Annotated in this window: 16 protein-coding genes and 2 pseudogenes; 15 read left to right on the plus strand and 3 right to left on the minus strand. The window is 39.9% G+C overall.

From position 1 onward, the window contains the following. Positions 1-321 precede the first annotated feature (321 nt). From ACKPCE_RS12850 to ACKPCE_RS12885, 8 genes and pseudogenes are all read left to right on the plus strand, one after another. Entirely contained in the window at positions 322-4914 is a 4593-nt protein-coding gene (locus ACKPCE_RS12850) for a TIR domain-containing protein (RefSeq protein WP_319505476.1), read from the plus strand. Positions 4915-5586: 672 nt separating this feature from the next. Then, positions 5587-5871, plus strand: coding sequence for a hypothetical protein (locus ACKPCE_RS12855; protein WP_319505477.1), 285 nt, complete (start codon positions 5587-5589; stop codon positions 5869-5871). 18 nt (positions 5872-5889) lie between these two features. Next, positions 5890-6255: a hypothetical protein gene (locus ACKPCE_RS12860; protein WP_319505478.1), complete on the plus strand. Its 366-nt coding sequence runs from the start codon at positions 5890-5892 to the stop codon at positions 6253-6255. 244 nt (positions 6256-6499) lie between these two features. Then, entirely contained in the window at positions 6500-7282 is a 783-nt protein-coding gene (locus ACKPCE_RS12865; protein WP_319505479.1) for a ParA family protein, read from the plus strand. Beyond that, the gene (locus ACKPCE_RS12870; RefSeq protein ID WP_319505480.1) at positions 7261-7524 is read left to right on the plus strand and encodes a hypothetical protein; all 264 of its coding nucleotides are present in this window, start codon (positions 7261-7263) and stop codon (positions 7522-7524) included. Before ACKPCE_RS12865 ends, ACKPCE_RS12870 begins: the two co-directional genes overlap by 22 nt. A gap of 3 nt (positions 7525-7527) precedes the next feature. Beyond that, a complete protein-coding gene (locus tag ACKPCE_RS12875) occupies positions 7528-8301 on the plus strand; it encodes an SDR family oxidoreductase (protein ID WP_319505481.1) in 774 nt (257 codons plus the stop codon). Positions 8302-8339: 38 nt separating this feature from the next. Continuing rightward, positions 8340-10002 (plus strand): annotated as a pseudogene (gene recD2, locus ACKPCE_RS12880) (SF1B family DNA helicase RecD2); the annotation flags it as partial. A 41-nt stretch (positions 10003-10043) separates the two neighbouring features. Continuing rightward, positions 10044-11342 carry a hypothetical protein gene (locus tag ACKPCE_RS12885; RefSeq protein ID WP_319505482.1) on the plus strand — a complete coding sequence of 433 codons (1299 nt, stop codon included), beginning with the start codon at positions 10044-10046 and terminating at the stop codon, positions 11340-11342. 163 nt (positions 11343-11505) lie between these two features. Here ACKPCE_RS12885 and ACKPCE_RS12890 read toward each other — a convergent pair. Together ACKPCE_RS12890 and ACKPCE_RS12895 are read right to left on the minus strand one after the other, a co-directional pair. Further along, positions 11506-12090 (minus strand): annotated as a pseudogene (locus ACKPCE_RS12890) (ATP-dependent DNA helicase); the annotation flags it as partial. Positions 12091-12573: 483 nt separating this feature from the next. After that, a complete protein-coding gene (locus ACKPCE_RS12895) occupies positions 12574-13197 on the minus strand; it encodes a recombinase family protein (RefSeq protein ID WP_319505483.1) in 624 nt (207 codons plus the stop codon). Between the two features lie 451 nt (positions 13198-13648). On the opposite strand from ACKPCE_RS12895, the gene ACKPCE_RS12900 reads away from it, so the two are divergent. The 7 genes from ACKPCE_RS12900 (at position 13649) to ACKPCE_RS12930 (ending at position 20298) form a co-directional block, all read left to right on the plus strand. After that, positions 13649-14716 carry a hypothetical protein gene (locus ACKPCE_RS12900; protein ID WP_319505484.1) on the plus strand — a complete coding sequence of 356 codons (1068 nt, stop codon included), beginning with the start codon at positions 13649-13651 and terminating at the stop codon, positions 14714-14716. A gap of 11 nt (positions 14717-14727) precedes the next feature. Further along, complete coding sequence (locus ACKPCE_RS12905) at positions 14728-15174, plus strand: hypothetical protein (protein WP_319505485.1); 447 nt, start codon at positions 14728-14730, stop codon at positions 15172-15174. 1 nt (position 15175) lies between these two features. Then, positions 15176-15526 carry a hypothetical protein gene (locus ACKPCE_RS12910; protein ID WP_319505486.1) on the plus strand — a complete coding sequence of 117 codons (351 nt, stop codon included), beginning with the start codon at positions 15176-15178 and terminating at the stop codon, positions 15524-15526. Between the two features lie 89 nt (positions 15527-15615). Then, positions 15616-16035 (plus strand): hypothetical protein, encoded by a 420-nt coding sequence (locus ACKPCE_RS12915; RefSeq protein WP_319505487.1) that lies wholly within the window; start codon positions 15616-15618, stop codon positions 16033-16035. Between the two features lie 101 nt (positions 16036-16136). Next, positions 16137-17039: a hypothetical protein gene (locus tag ACKPCE_RS12920; RefSeq protein ID WP_319505488.1), complete on the plus strand. Its 903-nt coding sequence runs from the start codon at positions 16137-16139 to the stop codon at positions 17037-17039. A gap of 249 nt (positions 17040-17288) precedes the next feature. After that, on the plus strand, positions 17289-18746 hold the full coding sequence (gene mobV, locus ACKPCE_RS12925; RefSeq protein WP_319505489.1) for a MobV family relaxase: 1458 nt from the start codon (positions 17289-17291) through the stop codon (positions 18744-18746). Positions 18747-18882: 136 nt separating this feature from the next. Continuing rightward, positions 18883-20298: an OmpA family protein gene (locus tag ACKPCE_RS12930; RefSeq protein ID WP_319505490.1), complete on the plus strand. Its 1416-nt coding sequence runs from the start codon at positions 18883-18885 to the stop codon at positions 20296-20298. Positions 20299-20504: 206 nt separating this feature from the next. Here the strand turns inward: ACKPCE_RS12930 and ACKPCE_RS12935 are convergent, their stop codons facing one another. Then, the gene (locus ACKPCE_RS12935) at positions 20505-21311 is read right to left on the minus strand and encodes a phosphoribosyltransferase (protein ID WP_319505491.1); all 807 of its coding nucleotides are present in this window, start codon (positions 21309-21311) and stop codon (positions 20505-20507) included. Positions 21312-21522: the final 211 nt, after the last annotated feature.

Below are 21522 nucleotides of genomic sequence, written 5' to 3' on the forward strand. Positions count from 1 at the left end.
AAAAATAATTCAATATGAAATTTTATGAATAATCACTATCTTTGCATTCAAAATAAGCGTTCTTATCATTAATGTAGAATTAGGCGATTAAGGTAACTTTGCTCGTTTCTATACTTTAAGCGGGTATTTTTTGTGCATTTCATCTTATATAGGGTTTAGAGACACCACAAAGATGCTTACTTTTTAGTTCGCACAAAACTTGACAGAGAGAAGTCTAAATCGTTATCTATCAAAAAACACAATCCTGTGATTCGCTTATTTTCAACAGGCAAAAACAATATTTCACAATAATAATTGTAAAAAAAGATAAGACACAAAACTATGATGGGAATTGACGATATTTTTATCAGTTTTATTATTTCATACATAGCCGGTAGCATACCTGCTATCAAGGAGCTTATAAAGAAAGACAAAGGATTCCAGAAGCACATGGATGACAGCTATCAACGAGCACTCGAAAAGTGGTATCAAAATGATGGTGTTCGCAGAAGTTTGTCTTCACGTCGGTTCGCCTACTTAGGTAAATTGTGCGAATACCTAAAAAATCCAGATGCCATCAAGAGCAATGAATTGCTAAAACTATGGGCAGATGAACTACGAGCAGATGCTGTGTGTTATGACTTCATTCTTGAAATGAAGGTGGACGCTGCAGCTGATGCTGTTAACTCATGCAACTTCATCTTGCAGAGAGTTAACGAAAAACAAGATCTTATCATAAATGCAATAACCAACAATGACTCTACGTTTTTAAGAGGCTTGAAAACTCACAAACCTGTAGATGGATATATACGTCGGTATTGCACTTCGAGCAAGGATCACAATGACTTCATTTACTACTTAAATAAAGAAGCAGAAAGATTTACACTTGTTGATTATGTAATAGCCGCTGTAAATGAAGGGTATAACAAGTTTATCTTGTACAGTGGAGCACAAACAGGAAAAACAACAGAACTTCGCAATCTATGTTGGGAACTACAACAGAGTGGACTGTACCTACCTATAAGTTATGAGGTAAAGACAAGTACTGACCTAAAACAAGAACAGATGCCAAGGGCACGATTCGTGGATGAGAAAGAAGTCGTTGTAATAATAGATGCTTTGGACGAAATCAATGGCAAAGGACGAGAAGAACTACTTCTTGCTATTTGCTCTTATGCCCATGATAACCCAGAGATGAAGATGGTGCTATCGTGCAGAAGCAATTATCGAAGGGAGGATAAAATGGAGGAGTTCCATGAATTGTACCTTACAGAACTCAGCTATAGTGATGCTCAGGATCATATAGACAATTGTTTAGGGAAGGGTAATTCGTTAAGTCAACAGATAAATAAAAAAGATTTGGCCGAGTTTGTTAAGCATCCCTTTTTCCTGAACATACTGATTGATGCATATCAAAATAGCAATGATTTACCCCAAAGTCGTGCGGACGTATATAAGCTATTTATAGAGAAAAGTTACAAGATCGAGAAAAAACAAAAGGCAACCCTTGATATCTATCAGCAAACTTCTCAAGATGCTATTATCCTGCTGGAAAGAGTTGCGTTGGCTATGTCGCTGATGAACAAGCAGGCATTAACAGAACGTGAGTTTGATACGTGTTTAAGTAATGATGAAAGTAAGATCAGCGAGTGTAAAAGGTATGGTATCATCAAGTATGAGAATGAACAATATTCGTTTGAGCATAACGCCTTCAGAGAGTGGTTAGTTGCATTCTATCTGTATCAGAATGGTATTGAAAAGGCACGAAAAATGGCAACTCATTCCAATGGCAAAATAAGACCTGAATGGTACAACATCATTATGCTGTGGACTTCAATGTATACAAAAAAGGACAAGCAACAAGTAGAAATGATAGTCGATTGGCTGAAAACGGCAAGTTTGGAATTGCTTATCTATTCTGATAGAGATACCCTTGATGAAGAAACCAAGAACAATATATTCAAGGGAATTTTATTGGAGTATAAGTCACTCGGCATCAGAATAGCTAATATACTCTCTAACGAGTATCGTAATCTTTTGGATTTCGGTCAATCAATAGATACTTTGAACTTTATTGCCGATGAGTTAGAAAATGCTCATCCAAGAACTGCATATTTCGCAGATCTTATGTGTATGTGCCTATTCTTGAAGTGGCATATTCTTAAACTTCAATCAAAGGAAACATTTGACAGGCTGATTAATGTGTTGGAGAAGAAGACCTTAGAGGAACTTCAGCAGAAGCCTAATGGTGATTTAGCTTATATATACCTTGAAAATGAATTCTTTGCGAAAAAGCAATATGTAGATAAATATTATACTCTGATAAAGGATTTTAATAACTATGACGCTATTAAGGTGATGATGAGTCTAATACACAAGACAAATCTTGGTGACACTTACATTAACTACATATTAGACAAAGAACAATATGTACATAACCAGCAGGAAGGCTCTACTACGCATATTGTTTCAAGGCATGAAGTCTATCGTTCTTTAACGACTGTAACCTCAGCCGAATCTATAAATAAAATATTACAGCATAATTTTTATGATCCCCATTACTATTTTCGCGATGAGTGGGAGGACTATAGTAAAATGATGTCCAACTGCCTTCAGAAAGCAACGGAATATATTAAGCATGGTAATAGGGAGTTAATTACGTTAGTGGAGAGTAGCTTCTTTAAACACTTTGGTAATCGCTATAATAGTTATTCTCATGATGTAAACACAGAAGAGTTATTGGCTCAATTCCGACTTTTATATCATGAAACAGGTTTGGACGTTGAGGCAAAGGCAGAATTTGACAGCAAAGCTAAACTGATGTTTGTTGAGGGGGCTAACCGTAAAACATGTGAGGAATTATATGGTAAAACAGGGTTGTGGATTACCCTAGAGATGCTTGATGATTACTATCAATATTTGGATAAGAATAATGATGCTGATAACAGCTTTGCTTCATGGTTCACTGAATGCCCTATTGTTGAGATTGCCAAGGCAGCTCGTGTAAAAAATGAAGCTTTCTTCCCTGAGCCTGAAGGAATCAGAAAAAGCCGACAAAGGAGAGAATTTATCCTTAAGGATTTTGCGAACTATGATGTATTTCAACAACAGGTCCTAGAATCAATAGAAAAAATGTCAGATACCAACCGTAAACAGATGAGAAAACAGATGCGTATTGGTACTGATGAACAGTTGAGTGATTATGTGTATAGATTTGTAATAGAATATGTTGACGATCAGAATGCTTTTATTCAAGATGAAATAATCAAAGCCATAAAGAACAAACATCGGTATGAAGTATTCTTTATGAAGATAATCTCAGATTCATTAATCCATTCGACAAATGATTCCTTCATAGATGATAGCTGTAGAAACCGCTGTATTGCTACTGCAAAAACTGTTGTTGAGACACTGACATTTCAATCCGATGAATGTCCTTATGTCCAGGAAGCTTTACAGTTAATGTTGCTTGGACATTTTAATGTAAGCGAGAACACTTTGATTTCATTGTTGCCTTATTCTTTTGTAAATGTGAGCAAAAGAGATGGGGGTAATTTCTGTAGTACATATTCTTTGTTCGATTATCTCACGGAGCATATATCGCAAGATAATCTTGCTAATGCCATTATACGAATGTTGGAAGAAGAAACAGCTTGGATGCAGTATCATGCAAGTAGCAAGTTTGCTAGTTTCATCATTGATAATCGGATTGAACGAGGATATAGTATTTTGCTCGACTATATTGTGCGAGATGCTAAATCTGCGATGAACATTGCCGAGATGATGCTTAAAGCCGACGTGTTGGTAAAAGAAATAAAAGCTATATCTGACAGAATGGACATTGAGGATAGACTGACCATTTATTCATGCATGAAACAATATCAAAATGCTGACGAATGGATAATGCAAAAACTTGAACCAAAGTTTAAGCAGTTCGAAGGTTATGCGTTAAAACAATCTTTGTTCCTCTTGCTTGGCATTGGAAGTATGGAGGCGTTGCAATATTTGACAACCAATCCAGAATTGTTACGTGATGAGCGTGATTACCATTTCAATTATACAAATCCGACAGCTACAAGTATGTTGGCTTATGTGCTGCAATATCTTCATGAGAATAAAATGTATGACTATTTTTCCGCAAACGGCATATACAGTTCGTTTGAGAAGATTGCAGTTCAAAGCAAGATAAATCTGGATGAGGTGAAATCGGTTTTGGAAAGTCTCGTTTCAAAAGATAAGAAATACAAGTATATCAATCGATATATTATCATGTATGAAAACAAATTCTATGAAATGAATTCGCCTATCAAGAATATTGCTGATGTAATGAATCTTATTGATGCACATTTATCACAAGAGGAGACTCCAATTGAGGACTTGAATTCACGAATGGAACCAATATACATTTCATACAATTGGGAATTAACATCTGATCATACTGTCAACTACTTCTGTTTTGTACTTGATAGCCACAAAATTCCATATCGTAGAGACAAATGTGAATGCACATACATTGCAAACATAAAGGAATTCATGGATGCTATTAGAAAAGGCCAGCAAATTGTGGTTGTTCTTAGTCGTCCATACCTAAAGTCAAAAAATTGCATGTATGAACTCACTGGCATAATGCAGCATTCAGACTACAAAAACCGTATTCTGCCTGTAGTGACGGATGATACTATACGAGATACATATTTTTATGTTGAGCTATGCAGGCATTGGGCTGACAAGAAGGTAGAGAAAGAAGAACTTGTTGAGCAATTGAATACTATTGACCCCAAACTTGCGGCTCCAATAGCAAAAGAGTTGGCAGAAGTTGAAACTATATACAATTTCCTTACTAAAGTAAAGGAATATATTGATTGGACTAATGCAGAATCCTTAAATACATTGAGTAGTACACACTTTAAATCAATAATCGATAAAATTTTGTAGTAAAGGCTGATTCTTCTTACAGCTAAACTCACGGAGATATTTAACTTTTCTCCCTTGTTTTGTAGTGAGACAGGACGAGGGATTTCTCCCCTCACGGGAGAAGCTAATGCCCGGCTTCCTTATATATTCTCTTATCTTCCTATTATAAAATGGCTTTCCCACCCCAAAAGTGGTAGGAATATCTGTTTCTGAATACCACCTCCCTTTGGTCAGTCATATTCAGAAAAGGGCAAACAGCGGCACATTCCTTGCATCATAGTGCAGGAGTTTCGATTCATCGAAATAATCCAGCCCGTCGATGCCGGAACAAGCCGCTTTTCTTGTTTGCCCCGGCAGACTTCATTGTTTACCCGCCCAAGCCTTTTTCATCCTGTTGTAGAGGTATCTCCTTTATAGGTGATTCTTCCTTTTATAGCGTTTCAGTCATATCAGAATATTCTATCTATCCGATGGATTTTACCAGATGCGAAGGTCTGTCACCCGACTTTAAAGCCTGGTTTAAAATGTATTTCTTTCGGATTCTTCCTCCTACGGAGAGTAATCGTCAAGAAAAACCGGCTTCAAAAGTTCGGTCGGTGACAGTTGAATTGCACTGTTAAATTCCCAATCGGCTTCGATAAGAAAAGTCTGAGGTAAGGGGAAAATAAATGTTTCATTTAACACGATTTGAATATGGAAAATTATCAGAACATCGAGCAGACGAAAGAGTACCAACTGGCTAAGGCTGTTGAAGGCGCATTGAACGATTATTGTTTCAATGCCAAGAACTTTGCAGCAGCAATCCCAGTAATGCACCCAACACTGCAACAGTCTCTTTATCGACTAATCCGCGAATGTATAAAGGTCATAGCGGATGAAAACCGCCGTTATGATGACCGTAATCGTTCTTCTCATGAAGATACAAAAGCAATGCTTGAATACCTCCAGGAGAAAGGGCAACCGATACCATTTATTTAATTCAAAATACTTACAGTTATGGACAAAGAGTATGTTTTGCAGGTGGCAGAGACCGTCAAAAATCAGTTATTGGCAACAACCCCGATGAATATTATTCTTTCTTGGGGAGTAGAAAAATTAATCGCCACAGTATTCAAGGAAATGCCGGCACTCAAATTCAGAGTAAACGGACGCTTGTTCAAGGGGTTTGTGATAGTTACTCTTAATGGCAGTGACTATTACGAGATCTACCTGATGCATTATCAAGAAACCAAATGTGTCACCGATAGAGCTTTTTTTGATCAGGTAGGTGAAATCATTGACAAAGCCATCGAAAGCGGTACTAATAAGACTGAATACGAACAGTTCTGTCGCCAACAATGGTATGAGCTATTGGCGAAATAGCCTCCATTAGTCATCCTCTAGTCCATATCAGATACTCTTGTATTCATATATGGGCTAAAAGGAATGTATCATCATAATATGAGTGGATAAGATTATATGCAATATGTAAAATACTGTATATAAGCAAATACTACTTATAGTAATTACTAAATAAAGTAAAATAGGAATAGTATTAAATACTAATAATAGTATATACTAATATAGTTATTACCTTTGTATTCTAATGTAAAAAAAAGAATGAAATATGCCCAGTATTATAGCGATATTAAATCATAAAGGAGGCGTAGGCAAAACCACCACAACTATCAACCTTGCCGCTGCCTTGCAACAAAAAGGTAAGAAAATCCTTGTTATAGACCTTGACGGACAAGCAAACCTTACCGAATCCTTCGGCTGCTCTATTGAGGAGTCGAACACGGTATATGGAGCGATGAAAGGTGAATACCCTCTTCCTCTTGTCAAGACAGAGAGCGGCATTACCTTGACTCCGTCCTGTCTTGATTTGTCGGCGGCAGAATCAGAACTTATCAATGAGCCGGGACGGGAAATGATTTTGAGGCAACTGATTAGTAAACTGCCTAAAGAAAATAAGTTTGATTACATTCTGATTGACTGCCCCCCTTCATTGGGATTGCTTACCTTAAACGCATTAACAGCAGCCGATTTCCTTATTATTCCGGTACAGGCTCAATTCTTGGCCATGCGAGGCATGGCTAAGATTATGAATGTTATTAATATTGTTCAAGAGCGTCTCAACTCCAATTTGAAGATTGGCGGTATTGTCATTACCCAATATGACAAGCGCAAGACTCTGAACAAGAGCGTTACGGAAATTATCCATGATTCTTTCTGCAACAAGGTTTTCAAGACAATTATCCGTGACAATGTGGCATTGGCAGAAGCGCCGATTAATGGAAAGAATATCTATGAGTACAACAAGAATAGTAACGGAGCCAAAGATTACATGGCCTTAGCCGGAGAAGTCATAAAATTAAAAAAACCAATATGGGCAAAAGTAACCTACTAAAAGACAGCATGAAAGGTGGTCTGAACGGCCTCCTATCACCAACAACCCCCTCTTACACAGAGGATAAACCCGCAAAAGTTGAGACAGAAAAGGAGAAAGAGACAGCAGTACACTGTAACTTCCTTATCAACAAGAGTATTCATACCAGAATGAAGTACTTGGCAATAGATAAAAATATGTCCCTGAAAGACATTGTGAACGAGGCCATGAAGGAGTATTTAGACAAGTATGAAAAGAAGTAACCCATGAGGAAAACAATCATAGTGACCGGTGGAGCCAACGGTATCGGTCGTTGCATAACGGAACACTTCGCATCAGAGGGTGATACTGTATATATCCTAGATAAAGAGGCCAAGCAGACTGTCTTAGTAGCCAATGAGATGCAACACAAAGGATGGAATGTCATTAGTTCTATCGGAGACATAGCCGACAAACAAACCCTTATAGACTTTGCGGGACAAGTTCTTTCCGAGCATCCCGAAGGCATCCATTGCATCATCAACAATGCCTGCCTGATGCTGGGAGGTGTGCTGGACGGTTGCGACTATGAGGATTTTCTTTACGTGCAACGGGTAGGTGTAGCCGCTCCATTCATGTTGGCAAAGCTATTCAAAGATCATTTCATAGGTTTAGGTTCTATCGTGAACATCTCTTCCACGCGAGCGTTCCAGTCACAACCCAACACGGAAAGCTATACGGCTGCCAAAGGCGGCATTACGTCTTTGACTCATGCACTTGCCGTCAGTTTGTCCGGCATAGCACGCGTTAATTCCATTGCGCCAGGATGGATAGAGACGGGTACACATCAGGAGGCAGCATTTGTACCTTCAAATGAAAGTGATTACCTACAGCATCCTTCCCAAAGAGTCGGTAATTCCGATGACATAGCCCGTGCGGTCGCTTTCCTGTGTGATGAGCGAAACTCATTCATCAACGGTGAGAATATTACTATCGACGGAGGTATGAGCAAGCTGATGATTTACCATAATGATTGTGGATGGGAATATAAAGCCCGATAGTCACACACCCCTAAATAAGCACTTGAACAGGAAGAAAAATGATAAAGCTCCGTTGCGTAATAGAGCGCATTACCTATCAGAATCCCGATAATGGGTATTCGGTGATGAAAGTCAATGTAAAAGGTTATAATGATCTTGTTACTTTGGTGGGCAACTTACTGGAAGTTCCGGTAGGCAGTGTCCTGCTATGCGATGGCAATTGGAAAGTCGATAAGAAATACGGGAGCCAGTTTGTCGTAGAATCATGGGAGGAAGTCATGCCTGCTACCATCTACGGCATCGAGAAATATTTGGGTAGCGGACTGGTAAAAGGCATCGGCCCCAAGTTTGCCAAGCTGATTGTGGCTAAGTTCGGGCTGGAAACCATTGATGTGATAGAAAGCAACATCGAACGCTTGCATGAAGTGCCCGGCATCGGCAAAAAGCGTGTAGAGAAGATCGGTGAAAGTTGGGAAAAGCAGAAGGACATCAAGAACGTGATGCTTTTTCTGCAAGGCTATGGAGTAAGTACCGCATACGCTGCCAAAATCTATCGGCAGTACGGCAAGGAAAGTATTAATAAGGTGAAAGACAATCCGTATCGCTTAGCGGATGATATATGGGGTATCGGCTTCAAGACCGCTGATGGTATCGCTGCCAAGATGGGCTACGAAAAGAGTGACTTACGCCGTTGCCGGAGTGGAATCCTCTACACTTTGGGGCAGCTCTCCAATGACGGTCATGTATATGCGGAAGAGGAACAGTTGATAAAATCCGCTATGCAGTTGCTTGAAGTCGAGGAGGAACCCGTAAAGCAGGCTATGACACAAATGATTGAGGCTAAAGATCTGGAACTGGACAATGAGGCCATCTATCTTCCCCCCTTTTATTATGCCGAATGTGGTGCAGCCAACCGTCTTGTGGCACTGGTGGAAGCAGTCGAAGCAGACAAGAAGAAGCCTACATTCAACCTTGCGGCCATTTCACAAGAAACCGGTATTGAATACGACGATGTTCAGATAGCCGATCCGCCAAGCCGTAGAATCCAAAGTAATGATTCTCACTGGCGGTCCCGGAACAGGAAAGACCACTACCACGCAAGGTATCATTGCCGCTTTAAAGACGGCAGGCATGAGAATCTTGCTTGCCGCACCGACCGGAAGAGCCGCCAAGCGAATGAGCGAGGCTACCGGCATGGAAGCTAAAACCATCCATCGGTTGTTGGAATACAATCCGAAAGACGGATACAAGCGTAATGAAGAAAACCCGTTGGAAGCCGACGCTTTGATTGTGGATGAATGTTCCATGATAGACATCCTCCTGATGAATCATCTGATGAAAGCCATTTCTTCAGGAATGCGATTGGTGATGGTGGGTGACATCGACCAGTTACCCAGTGTCGGGGCAGGCAATGTATTGCGTGACATCATTGATTCAAAGAAAATTCCTGTTGTACGTCTGACACGGATTTTCCGCCAGGCCCAATCCAGCCGTATCGTGATGAGTGCCCATGCCATCAACAACGGCCAGTTTCCTGATACGAGCAACGGCAAAGACACCGACTTCTTTTTTATCAAGACAGAAAATCCGAATCAGGTTGCCGAAAGTATTGTCCACCTAGTGAAAGGACGGCTTCCGAAAGCATACAGTCTGCCGTCGAACAAAATACAAGTCCTTACGCCCATGCAACGGGGAGTAGTAGGCGCATCCAATCTGAACCTAGAGTGGTATATATCAAAGAAACAGATAAGGTAAAATCTAAGTTGGATGAACTGCTATTCCTAAATAGTTTTCTTACAAATGACTCTAACAACTACACCTTTCAGTCTGTTCTACAGCCGCAACTTTACTGTTTTTATCATCTTGTGAACACTATAGATCAGAATGAGGTACTGGCTACTGCCTCAAAGATATTGTTCGAAAAATGGGGCATTACTTCTTGGAAACAGTATCTGACAACCTTACTGTATATCGCTAACGAGACTGAAAAGTATCGAGTTAGCCAACACGGTGGTGTTCCTATATTGAAACCCTACATAATACAGACACATGACGAGACTGATTTGTTTTCTCCTTCTCTTGTGGAATCTTTGTATATAGAAGAGAATGAATTTGTACCTTACAATGATTTGGAGGGAAGAGATAAGAGGCAAGAAAATGTAGACTACAAGATATTCAGATCAAAACCTTTCGTCAAGTTAGAAGATGGTTCTGGGTATGTTGTGATAAATATCCAGTTGCTTTGCGAACGAATTTTTAATAGTCTTTATTTTGATTTCGCACCTTTGATTAATGGCCAGAAAGGTAGTGTTGGATTTTATGATTTCAATAAGGAGTTTGTTGAAAAAATAATGTTTAGGCAGACTTTCTTTAATTGCATACCCACATCACAATTTACATATCCTTCACAAAACTCCACTGTGGAAAAAGAGGATCCCCATGAGCCTGATTTTTATTGTCGTTTTCAAGATAATATTGTTCTCGTAGAGTGCAAGGCAATAAAAATGAATGGAGTAATAAGAGATGATGGGGATTATTCAAGATTGCTTGAAGAACTTCATGAGAAGATTGTTTTAAAGACAAAGAATCTTGACCCTAAAAGAAAGGCGTTCAAGACTGAGCCAGAACCTATTGGTATTGGCCAGCTAATCCATCACATTGATAGTATTGAGGCTGATGAATTCCAATGGGATACAAATATTCCAGATGCTGTGGCTTACTATCCTTTAATAGTCTTTGAGGATGTAAGACTTCTTCAACCAGGTTTATTGTCTCTACTCAATAGATGGTTTAATGAACAGTTAGTAGAAAAGAACGAACTTTCTGATATCTCTTGCCAACCTGTAATGGCTGTTTCAATTAATACTTTGTTTTTATATGATGATCTGATAAAAAGAAAAAGTCTGATAAATATGATTGATCAATTCGTTTCTGAGTATTCTGTTGTTGATGCTGATGGTATGATAATAGTTGCTGAAGATGCTGATTTCGACGATTATCTTAGAATGAATAAATTTGAGAAACAAAATTTATTAGGAGAATGGCTTACGAGCAAAGAATAAATTGGTAGTTTAGCCTGACTAAACGTTACGTAAAACAGTATACGACGATATAGTGTTTAGTGATGAATATGTTATTAGCGGTAGCCGGGTTTGCTATCGTTGTGGCCAATTTATTTATCATGCACAGAATCATGAGAAAATAAAAAAAAGGATGTCCTCACATTTACTTTCCTTTATTTCCGTATGGAACGGTATCTTCCGCTGCCATTGAACAGGGTGCTTCTGGGTGTTCTGGATATGGAATAACTTTCGGAGTTATAATCGGCTTATCTGTTTTTGCAGCCAATGCTGGGTTTAATCTTTCCTTGAGTTTCGTGTTGCGTTTCAAAACAGGCATATTGTGGATGGCATAAGCCAGTGCTTTAGTGGTACCGATAAGTACACAAATTTTCTTGGCGCGGGTAATGCCTGTGTAGATAAGGTTTCGCTGAAGCATCACATAATGATTCATCAATACCGGCATGACTACTATCGGATATTCCGATCCTTGTGATTTATGAATGGTGGTGGCGTATGCCAAAGAGAGTTCATCGAGTTCGGAAACTTCATACTCTACCGAAATGCCGTCAAAACTGGCAATGAGAGTACGTTCCTCCATATCTACTTCTTCGATGTACCCCAAGTCTCCATTGAATACTCCTTTGTCGTAGTTGTTGCGTATCTGCATTACACGGTCGCCTTTCCGATAAGAATAGCCGCCCCGGTTCAGACAGACAGATGTGGGGTTCAACGCATCCTGAAGTGCTAGCATTGAGAGTAAGAACAACCTTAAATAAAAGCAATTCTATGTCTTCCTCCTTTACAGTATTCTGATACTCATCTGATTTTATTGCAAATATATATCTCCACAACTCTAAGCCTGTCCTGTAGGTAACAACTTCAACTTTCTGTCCAGATTGACAACCAATTCTCATAAAGTAAGCGTCAAAGCAAAGGTTCAAATAATCCATATGCTTTTTGCTACTATCAGAGAATAATGTTCGCTTGTCGTCTGGTATATACAAGTTACCATAATACAAACTCAGGATTGTAGCCATGCGAATTAATTTGTTCCTATTGAACAGCTTTAGCGTGGCAACAACGTCAATGGGTTTCTCACCGACGAAAAATTCATTGTATTCAATTACTCGTCTTATTTCAAATGATCTTCTCTTTTTCAGCATAAAGTTACTCTTCTATAATCTATTAATTACCTCAAAAAATAGAACAAACACATGCAATAAAGGAATATTTATTCTTCTTTCCCTTTTCTCGGGCCAAGCGAACCTTTCGTATATCCTCTATTCAGGTTCACACCAGCTGCATTCAATATTCTGAAGATGGAACTTCTGCTCTTGAATCCGCTTGTTTTCCAGATGTCATCAATGGTATGACCACTCTTATACATATTCACCACAAGCTTGGCTCTTTCTGCCTTATTATGTGCGGCAGAAGTAAGGACTTTGATTTTACTTTTCAGTTGGCGTATATGATTAGTGGACTTCCGGTTGGCATTCACCTCTACCGGCAATAAAGCGATGGTTAGCAGTATATCTGACGTTTTGGTTTCGGGAAACAACTCATTGCCGGAATCAATCTTATCATGGATAGAGATCATCCGAATGACTTTCATCCGGCAGAATTCCAGGAAGAAAGCCAGTTGCCGAGTGCCCTGTAATACATTGCTCAGTTTTGGCACGACCAATTCATCACCCTTATGCAGATTTCCAAGCACTTTGTTCCATAGCGGACGAAGTTTCTCATGTTCCGGCTTCTCTTCTACAATCTCACAACAACCATAATTCTTCATCCATTCAATATCGGATTCAGCACCATCATAATGAGCGGAGCGCATCAAATAGCCAACTTTTGCCATAGCTTACTTTTTAGATATGAAATTTGTGAGTAAAGTTACAATGTTTTCAACAGAATAAATCATACTCAAACCAAAAATGAGTATGATTTATGTTTTTTTGCCATTACACGGCTGTCAGACAAATGCAGATATGCTTTTGTCTGAAACATCGACATATTCTGATATGAAAAATTTCGTGTATTTTCGGGTAGTTCAGGCTTCCAAAATAGTATTCTGCTTATCAATAACGGAGAGTTTTTCACAGTAAGTTTTTGCTGTTATATTTTATCATTTAACTGATCTATAATCAATTCTATAAATCATACTTTGAGTATGATTATATAAGAATGATTAAATCGAACAATAGATGACGCTTTGCAGGATTTTAATATTATACATTTGCATTCAAATTTTTAATCGAATAGACAATATGGAGCGATTTTCATTAAAAAGAAATCTGCATCAATGGCAGATGAAATATACACAATACGCAGGATGTGCCGCATCACTTTTTATCGGATATAGAAAGAATCATACTCATACGTTATTGATGCTGTTTTCTCTTTTATTCCTGCCAAGTTGTTCCTCAAAGGAAGGTCTTCATTTTCAGGATTCCAATGAGGCAATTAATGCCTACAGTAATCTCCTGCATAGGATCAGGCTATACGATCAGGCTTCAACAGATCTCATTGTTGATTTAGCCCATGAATGGCGAACGGTAAGTGATTCTGTTTTCGCCTGCATCAATCGGGACAGTATCAATAATAAGAATTATCACGCCAAGTCCGCATACGACGTAATCAACGACTCAATAATTATTGAATTTGAACGTCTGATTGACGGCAGTTCTCATAATTTCAAAGATTATTATCACGTTCTGGATAAATTGTCCAACCAAAAGCTACCAAGAGAAGTGGAAGATTTAGTCGTGTCGGCTCACGTTTTTTTCCATTCTATGGACTCCATGGCGATTCAACCGGTTGATAAGCGTCATACAATACAGATTTACGAAAATACGTTGAACTCTGCTTTGGCCCAAGGCATCCGGTCAAAGCAGGACATTCTTCATTTTCTAAAATCCGAAGACATCGCTTTCAGGCTATTTCTCGGACACTTGTCTTCTTGGGGAGATATATCTCTTACCAACATCAAAACCCAAACAGAGCAACAGGTCAAAAGCATATTTGATTCATCAAGTCGCCAACGGCCCATAATGAGTAAAACCGAAATAGTGGTACTCATGACCATGCGCAATAACCGACGGTTACTTCAAAACGCCGCCACTTGCGTGACTGACGTACATAAACTGAGTTTCAAGGACAGCAATCAGGCAACGGCATACCTATGGATGCTTCTCCAACCTTGGCTGTCAATAGACGGTTTCTCCTATACACTGCTGTCGCAAGAAGAAAAAGAATCACTTGAAAAATTGGCTGCTGAAATGCCGCAATCTTTCAGTAAGTTGGAATCGGGACGTTTTCCTATTGACTTAAACGAGCTTCCGGCACTTTTGATGAAAGCCTATATTGATAATTTATAAACCACATCCATATGCAACAGGAACATATCGAACGTTTCATCATGTTGGCTTCTCTGGAGATGCCCAACCTTATTGTCTCAACTCTTATTCAGGGAGCGGAACTATCCGATGAAAGTGCATTGCTGACATTCCTTTTACCCCAAAAGTACTCATTGGAGGAATTGATTGACGAACTGGAGGATCAGATGGAATTAATCCTTTTATACCATCACATCCCCTCGGAAGATACCATCTTTGGCCATCATTGCTGCGCGTACTCTAACCCGCATTTTGACCACATGTATAAAATCAATGCCATCGCAGATGAGCGTTGTCAATGCGACACCATCTACGTTACCTTGTATTCGTCATTGGAAGTCATGGGTGTTGAGTTGCGTAATGAACTGGTAGAGACAGGCAAACATGGGCGGTTTATTTATAACCGCAAAATTGATGAACTGCTACGGGATTTCATCTGATATGAAAACGGAGCTGTATCATCAATTGGTCACTCTTATCCATACCACTTATACATGGGTGGATGTCATGGATGCCAACACAGAAGAAACCTTCAGTTTCCATACCGGTGGGAGCTTTTACCCCGTTCACTGCCGGATTTTGTGCCTGGTCGTCAAATGGTCTAACTACAATTACCCGAAAGGCCAATGCTGGCGTATTCCTGAGTTTGAACTGGACAATGCCATACGTGCGTTAAGGCAAAACCCGTCGTTCAGAAAGCGTTGCCGGAACGAACAGCTTCTCTATTCAGATGCGGAAGCAATCATCAAGAAAGCCTCTTTCGGACATATTATTTTAGAATTAGAAACATAGCGGAAATGATTACAAATAGCATACACATCCTATTACCCGTATTATTACTCCTACTTTCCCTATTTTGCTATAGAGCAGATGGAAAGAGAATGACCAAATTCTATGTGCACATGGCCTGCCGCCATTGTTGGCGTAAGTTCTATACACTAATGCTGCTACTGATATTGTTGCTGTTCCATTTCAACTATGTCAATATGGCTCAAAGCGTATATGACCTAGCTCCCTCATCGGTCGCCTTTATCTTTCTGTTCTCACATCGTTTCACAGAGCGCATCATCTATTACCTACAGAACAGAAGGACGCTTTTCGTCAGTGCTATCATTGCCATAGCCTGTCTGTTTGTTCCGATCTTCTTTTCGACAACCGTCACTATATGGATTCTTTCATTCGGAGCGATATTTTACCCCTCACGAAAAGTACGTGAGCGAATTTCATTTCCTGATTATCACAAGGAAATAATGGGACAGCCAAGAGAAATACGACACTTCTATTACGATTGGAATGACTGATAATTGGATTTCTTTTTTCGATGGCAATTGACTGTCACATGACAGAATCAAACTTTATAAATGAATAGGATTGATCGGAAAAATTCTTTCGCCCGATATACATGCCCCAACAAGACAATTACAGTAGTTCATTGTCAGTCACTATCCCTTCCAATCCTAAGATTAGAATCAAAACATTATTATTAAAACAGATAACACCCATGAGTGAAATTATTGCAAATTACCAGATAAAAGCAGACAAGCTTCTGCTTGACTATCTTCGTCCCAGAACTACAGACCGGACATCAAAATTGGATGCCTTCTGTGAACTGATGAACATGGCAATGAGCAAAAGCACCCAATCGGAGGAAACCCGGTTCGGTACCACCGTTCATTTGCATCAAGGACAGTTTACAGTGACTGTCACCGGCCTTGCAAAAAGATGGAATTGGCATAGGGTTACGGTCAAGTCCTTTCTCGACACGTTGGTTGCCATGAATTATGCTGATATGTTATCAGAGGGCAAATTCTTTGTAATAACCATGCGCTATACCCAACCCTCAGAACATGATAAGAACGAGGCTCTGCCCATCAAAGATGAGCAGCGACTTGTCAGATGGCTGAGTGGATATATTAGTGTAGAAGAGATGCTCTCTTCCGGTGTCGATTTTTTCAAGGATACCGACAAACTGTTCAAGCCACAAATGTCAGATAGCAAAGCAGATACAGGGAAACGGTTGCACCAGTTCATCTCACATGTCATCCTGAGCCACTCCCATCTCATCCCGGAACAGCCCGATGTGAATGCGGCACTCGCCACACTCTTTACCGAGCATTGCCACCATGACTTCATTGAATTCTGGCACCTGCTTTCTTTGGGTGGCCTTCTTTTTTCAAATGGTCAAAGTCCGATACTCAAACCGTGTTTGTCCGAACTTCCGGCAGAAGTCAAAAAGTTATCGAACGTAATCTTTGCGCACTACGGAATGATACTCCGTTCTGCCCCCATTGAAAATGAAAAATAGAAACTACCGCAAACTTGTAGTCTCAGCAGAAAACAGAAAGCCCCGCTTCAACAGAACACAGCCTCATGAAGCTACCCCTCCCACCCCAGCAAGGATATTCGCTTCGGAGGTCTTGACCTCTTGTAAGGCACAAGGCTTGCCTTTTCAGGCACAGAATTCATTCTGTGGGTAGCCTAATACCCCATTTGCAAAATTGCAATGGGAAATAGGCTCTAACGAGGCAGCAAGCTGTGAAAAAAACAAAAAAATATGGCGAAACAAATGAAGCAGGTAATGGATATCCGCGCCTCGAAAGGGATAACGGTTGGTCAAAGTAACGAGCATCAGCGTAAATGGTCGGAGAAGGGTTGGAACAATGCTGTTGACACCGGAAACTATGACCGCAGCCGTGAGCCTCTCAATTTTGAGATTAAAAAGGGAGGGATTGTTTCCTCCGTCGATAAGCGTAAAAACATTCCTCAACTGATGGCAGAGAACTTGGCAGAACGTGGCATCAAAGATCCTAATGAAGGTCGGGAAATACCTAAGTACCGGACGGTGGTCAATTTCATTTTTGGCGGTACTCGTGAGCGCATGCTTGAAATAGCTTTCGGAAATCAAAAGGTGGATCTTACACAGGGTGCTGACAATTCTCACATAAAACGAAGCTCGGATATTGAACGGTGGGCACAGGATATGTACAGATTCGCAAGTGACAGATGGGGCGAGGAGAACATTGTCGCCTTCATTGTACATCTCGATGAAACCAATCCACATATTCACATGACTCTTTTGCCAATAGACAAGGACAAGAAATTTGCCTTCAAAAAAATGTTTGCAGGCAAGGATAAATATGAATACAAGGAAATCATGCTGGCTCTTCACGATGAACTGGCCAAGGTAAATGAGAAGTGGGGACTGAAGCGTGGAGACAGTATTGCCGTAACGGGTGCCAAACATCGCACAACGGAAGAATACAAGCGTGAACTTTCCGGTCAGTGTACCACCCTCGAAGGACAGATTGAAGAGAACAAGAAAATACTCAAGCAGCTCTATGACGATATCCGGTTTGCGGAAAAGAGAGTCAAGGGTCTCACCACGATGACCTTGAATTTGGAACAGCGAAAAGATGAGTTGGAGAAAGAAATTGCCGCTGTTAATGAAGAATTGAAAAACGGCAAAGGGAACTCCGAAGAGTTACATGAACGAATCAAGGAACTGGATAATGAGCTTCAAAAAGTATTGGATAATTTGGCGGACAAACAGGCAAAACTTGAACAAGCCAATGAACAGTTGGATGAGTTGAAAAGCCTTAAAGACAAGGCGAAGGATATGACAGAACAATACCAGCAGCAGCTTAGGCTTTCGACATCCAATCTAACCCAGCAAGTACGCTTTAGATTGGCAGATGTGCTTTTGGATGACCTGATCAGAGATTTCAAATTGATTTTGCCAACTCTCAGCCTTGGAACGAAAGAATCATTGGATGATTCACTGTTACAAGATATGGCGGAACGAGGCGAAGATATTATCAAATGTGCCATATTCCTATATGCCAATCTGGTGGATCAGGCGACCAACTTTGCGAAAGGACACGGAGGAGGTGGAGGAGGAAGCGATCTCCCTTGGGGACGTAAAGAAGATGAAGATGACCGGGCTTGGGCACGTCGCTGTCTGATGATGGCTCATCGGATGATGAAGCCAAGTGGAAAAAATATCCGAAGATAGTATCTGAGTATGATAACAGGTATGATTTTTACTCAAAAATAGAACGCAGGTTAAATACAGATTGATTGGAAGTAGAACCTTTCTTCACTTCATTTAGATACAGTTTCTTTGCTCCATATTTAAAATTTAGATTACAATGATAAAGAAAATAGTATTGATTTTACCACTTGCTTTATCGCTGAATGCGCAAGCTGGGGATGTCCGCCTTTTAGATAGTCTTGTTGTTCATAATGCTTCTTTGGAGATGCTCGAACCAATTGAACCGTCCTACCTTGAAAATATAACTTCTGCGAGGATATGGAATGGCAATTGGTTTCTGGGCATTTCCGGTGGAGCTTCGGCATTTGTCGGTTCTCCGTTAGGGTGTGCCGACTTGTTCAATCGGATAGAGCCTACTTTATCTGTTTCGGGTGGGAAATGGTTCACACCGGCCATTGGTGGTCGAGTCTCCTTTCAGGGATTCAAACTTAAAAACAGTCTGTTGTATAAGCAATCCTACAAGAGTGTACATGCTGATTTTTTATGGAACGTATTGTCTCACCATTACAATAACCGTGACCAACCAAAATGGAAGATTGTTCCCTATGCAGGACTTGGCATCATACATAACGAGGATAATGGGAACACTCCTTTTGCCTTCTCTTATGGCGTGACGGGGAAATATCGTCTTTCTCAAAGGATTCACCTTACTATGGAACTTGGCGGCACTACTACATTTAAGGACTTTGACGGTCGCAGCGCGTCCAATAGATTCGGTGATAATCTGATGAGCCTCACAGCCGGCCTATCTTTCTGCATCGGAAAGGTAGGCTGGAAAAGAGTGGTGGATGCCAGTCCTTATATAAAGCAAAATGAATGGTTAATTGACTATGCTTCCTCGTTAAGCGATTGCAATTTTCTGTTGGCCAAGCAACATAATGAAGATGCAGAATCAATCGCTGAGTTGAAAAAGATTCTGGAGATTGAAGGATTACTTGATTTGTATAAGAATCGTTCAAAAAATGAGGAAAAGAAAAGCCTCTCAAAGAAACTTTATCCAAAAAACGATTACAGCGGACTTAATTCCCTTCGCTCAAGATTGAAGGGTATTCAGTGGCCGGGTGATTCACTCAGCGGTGATTCTATTCAAGGCAAGAGTTCAACAGAAAATTATAAGTTTGGAAGTTCTTCCGAATACCAATCATCATTACAAGGTTATCTTTCCGATCTGTCAAAAGGAAAAAGTTGCATAGGCGCACCTATCTTCTTTTTCTTTGAGTTAGGCACAAATCATCTTACGGATGCTTCTCAATTGGTCAACTTGGATGAGATTGCCAGGATTACAAAACAATACAATCTGAGTATTAGGGTTTGTGGTGCTGCTGACAGTGCTACCGGAACATCTGATATCAATCATAGTTTAGGAGCCAGCCGTTCCGAATATATCTACTCACAGTTGTTGCATCGAGGAATTGACAAAAGTCGAATTTCAGAGGTCAATAAAGGAGGGATTGATGCATATACACCGAAGGAAGCCAACCGAAACACTTCTGTGATGCTTTTCCTCAAATAGTAAATAACAGTCGAATAATAACTTTTCCGTAATAAATTAAACAGTTGCAGAAGGGGCTTGCTTGTGAAAGTAGGTTCCTTTTTTAAGTGAATGAGTGAATGTTTTGGTATTAAACTACCGCATATTTTAAAATTAGCGGTATTTTTGTGCCAAATAAAATGGTAATGGAAACAATAGGGGTTTGCTTGCGAAAGTCGGTCCTTTTTTCATTTATTGCACCATGCAGTGAACCAGATATCAAAATTGTCAGGCATTTGGAATGTCTTACCCAGAAATAAAGCATAAGCCACTTTTCCACCTTTCATTTCAATTTGCTTTTTGAAATCAAGGAGACTACACCCAGTGGTAAATAAATCATCGACTACGATTACTCTTTTCCCAGTCAAATCACAATTAATGTAGTAATTCTGCTCCAAACTCTTTTTTGTCCGGTCTTTGGTCAGGTGAAGACTTTCCCGTTCCCCCGTATAAGTGATGAATTTATAGCCATCAGAGGATTCAGGATAGTAATCTTCAAGAAAATCGTTCAATGCACGAAACCGTCTCTTATAATGCCAGTTCTTACTACAAGGCATAAACATGATGACACAATCATCTTCCGGATTTAACGCTTCCGTACAGTTCATAAAAAACTCGTAACCATTTCGTTTGCCATCCTTAAATTCCAACAGTTCATCACAAAAGAATCGTTGTTCACAACCGATGTCGTTACGATAGCGATTGGGGAAATAATAATCAGAGAAGATACACTTTACTCCCTTAAATTTGAATGGTTCCATCGGCTTATGGCTATCAAATTCGGTCGGATTAGAAAGAGCATAAATAGGGTAAGCTGCTTTATTTCCTGCTAACACTGCTTTTCTGCTAAGTTTTCCTCTCAATGACTGATCGGAGGTCAATTGAGCTGCATAGAAGTATGCCTCTCCGGCCTTTTTTAAGCAGTAGAATGCGAATCTTATGGCGGCAACAGTAACCGCAAGTAGAATGAAATATATAATTAAGGCTTTATCCATCTTATTTTGAGGTGCAAAGTTAAGGCGAAAATAAGATTTCTGAAACGTTTTATGAAGGAAATGTGGAAATGAATACTTGAAGAATGATTCAATGTCCTGCAAATCTAATTCTCACAAAAAATGCTATTTTTGCAAATCAAAAAAAGTAAGATTATGAACAAGACCTTTAATATATACTGTGATGAGAGCCGCAACGCAAGGGACAGGCATA

This window comes from Bacteroides graminisolvens (assembly GCF_963666085.1).
GTDB lineage: Bacteria > Bacteroidota > Bacteroidia > Bacteroidales > Bacteroidaceae > Bacteroides > Bacteroides graminisolvens.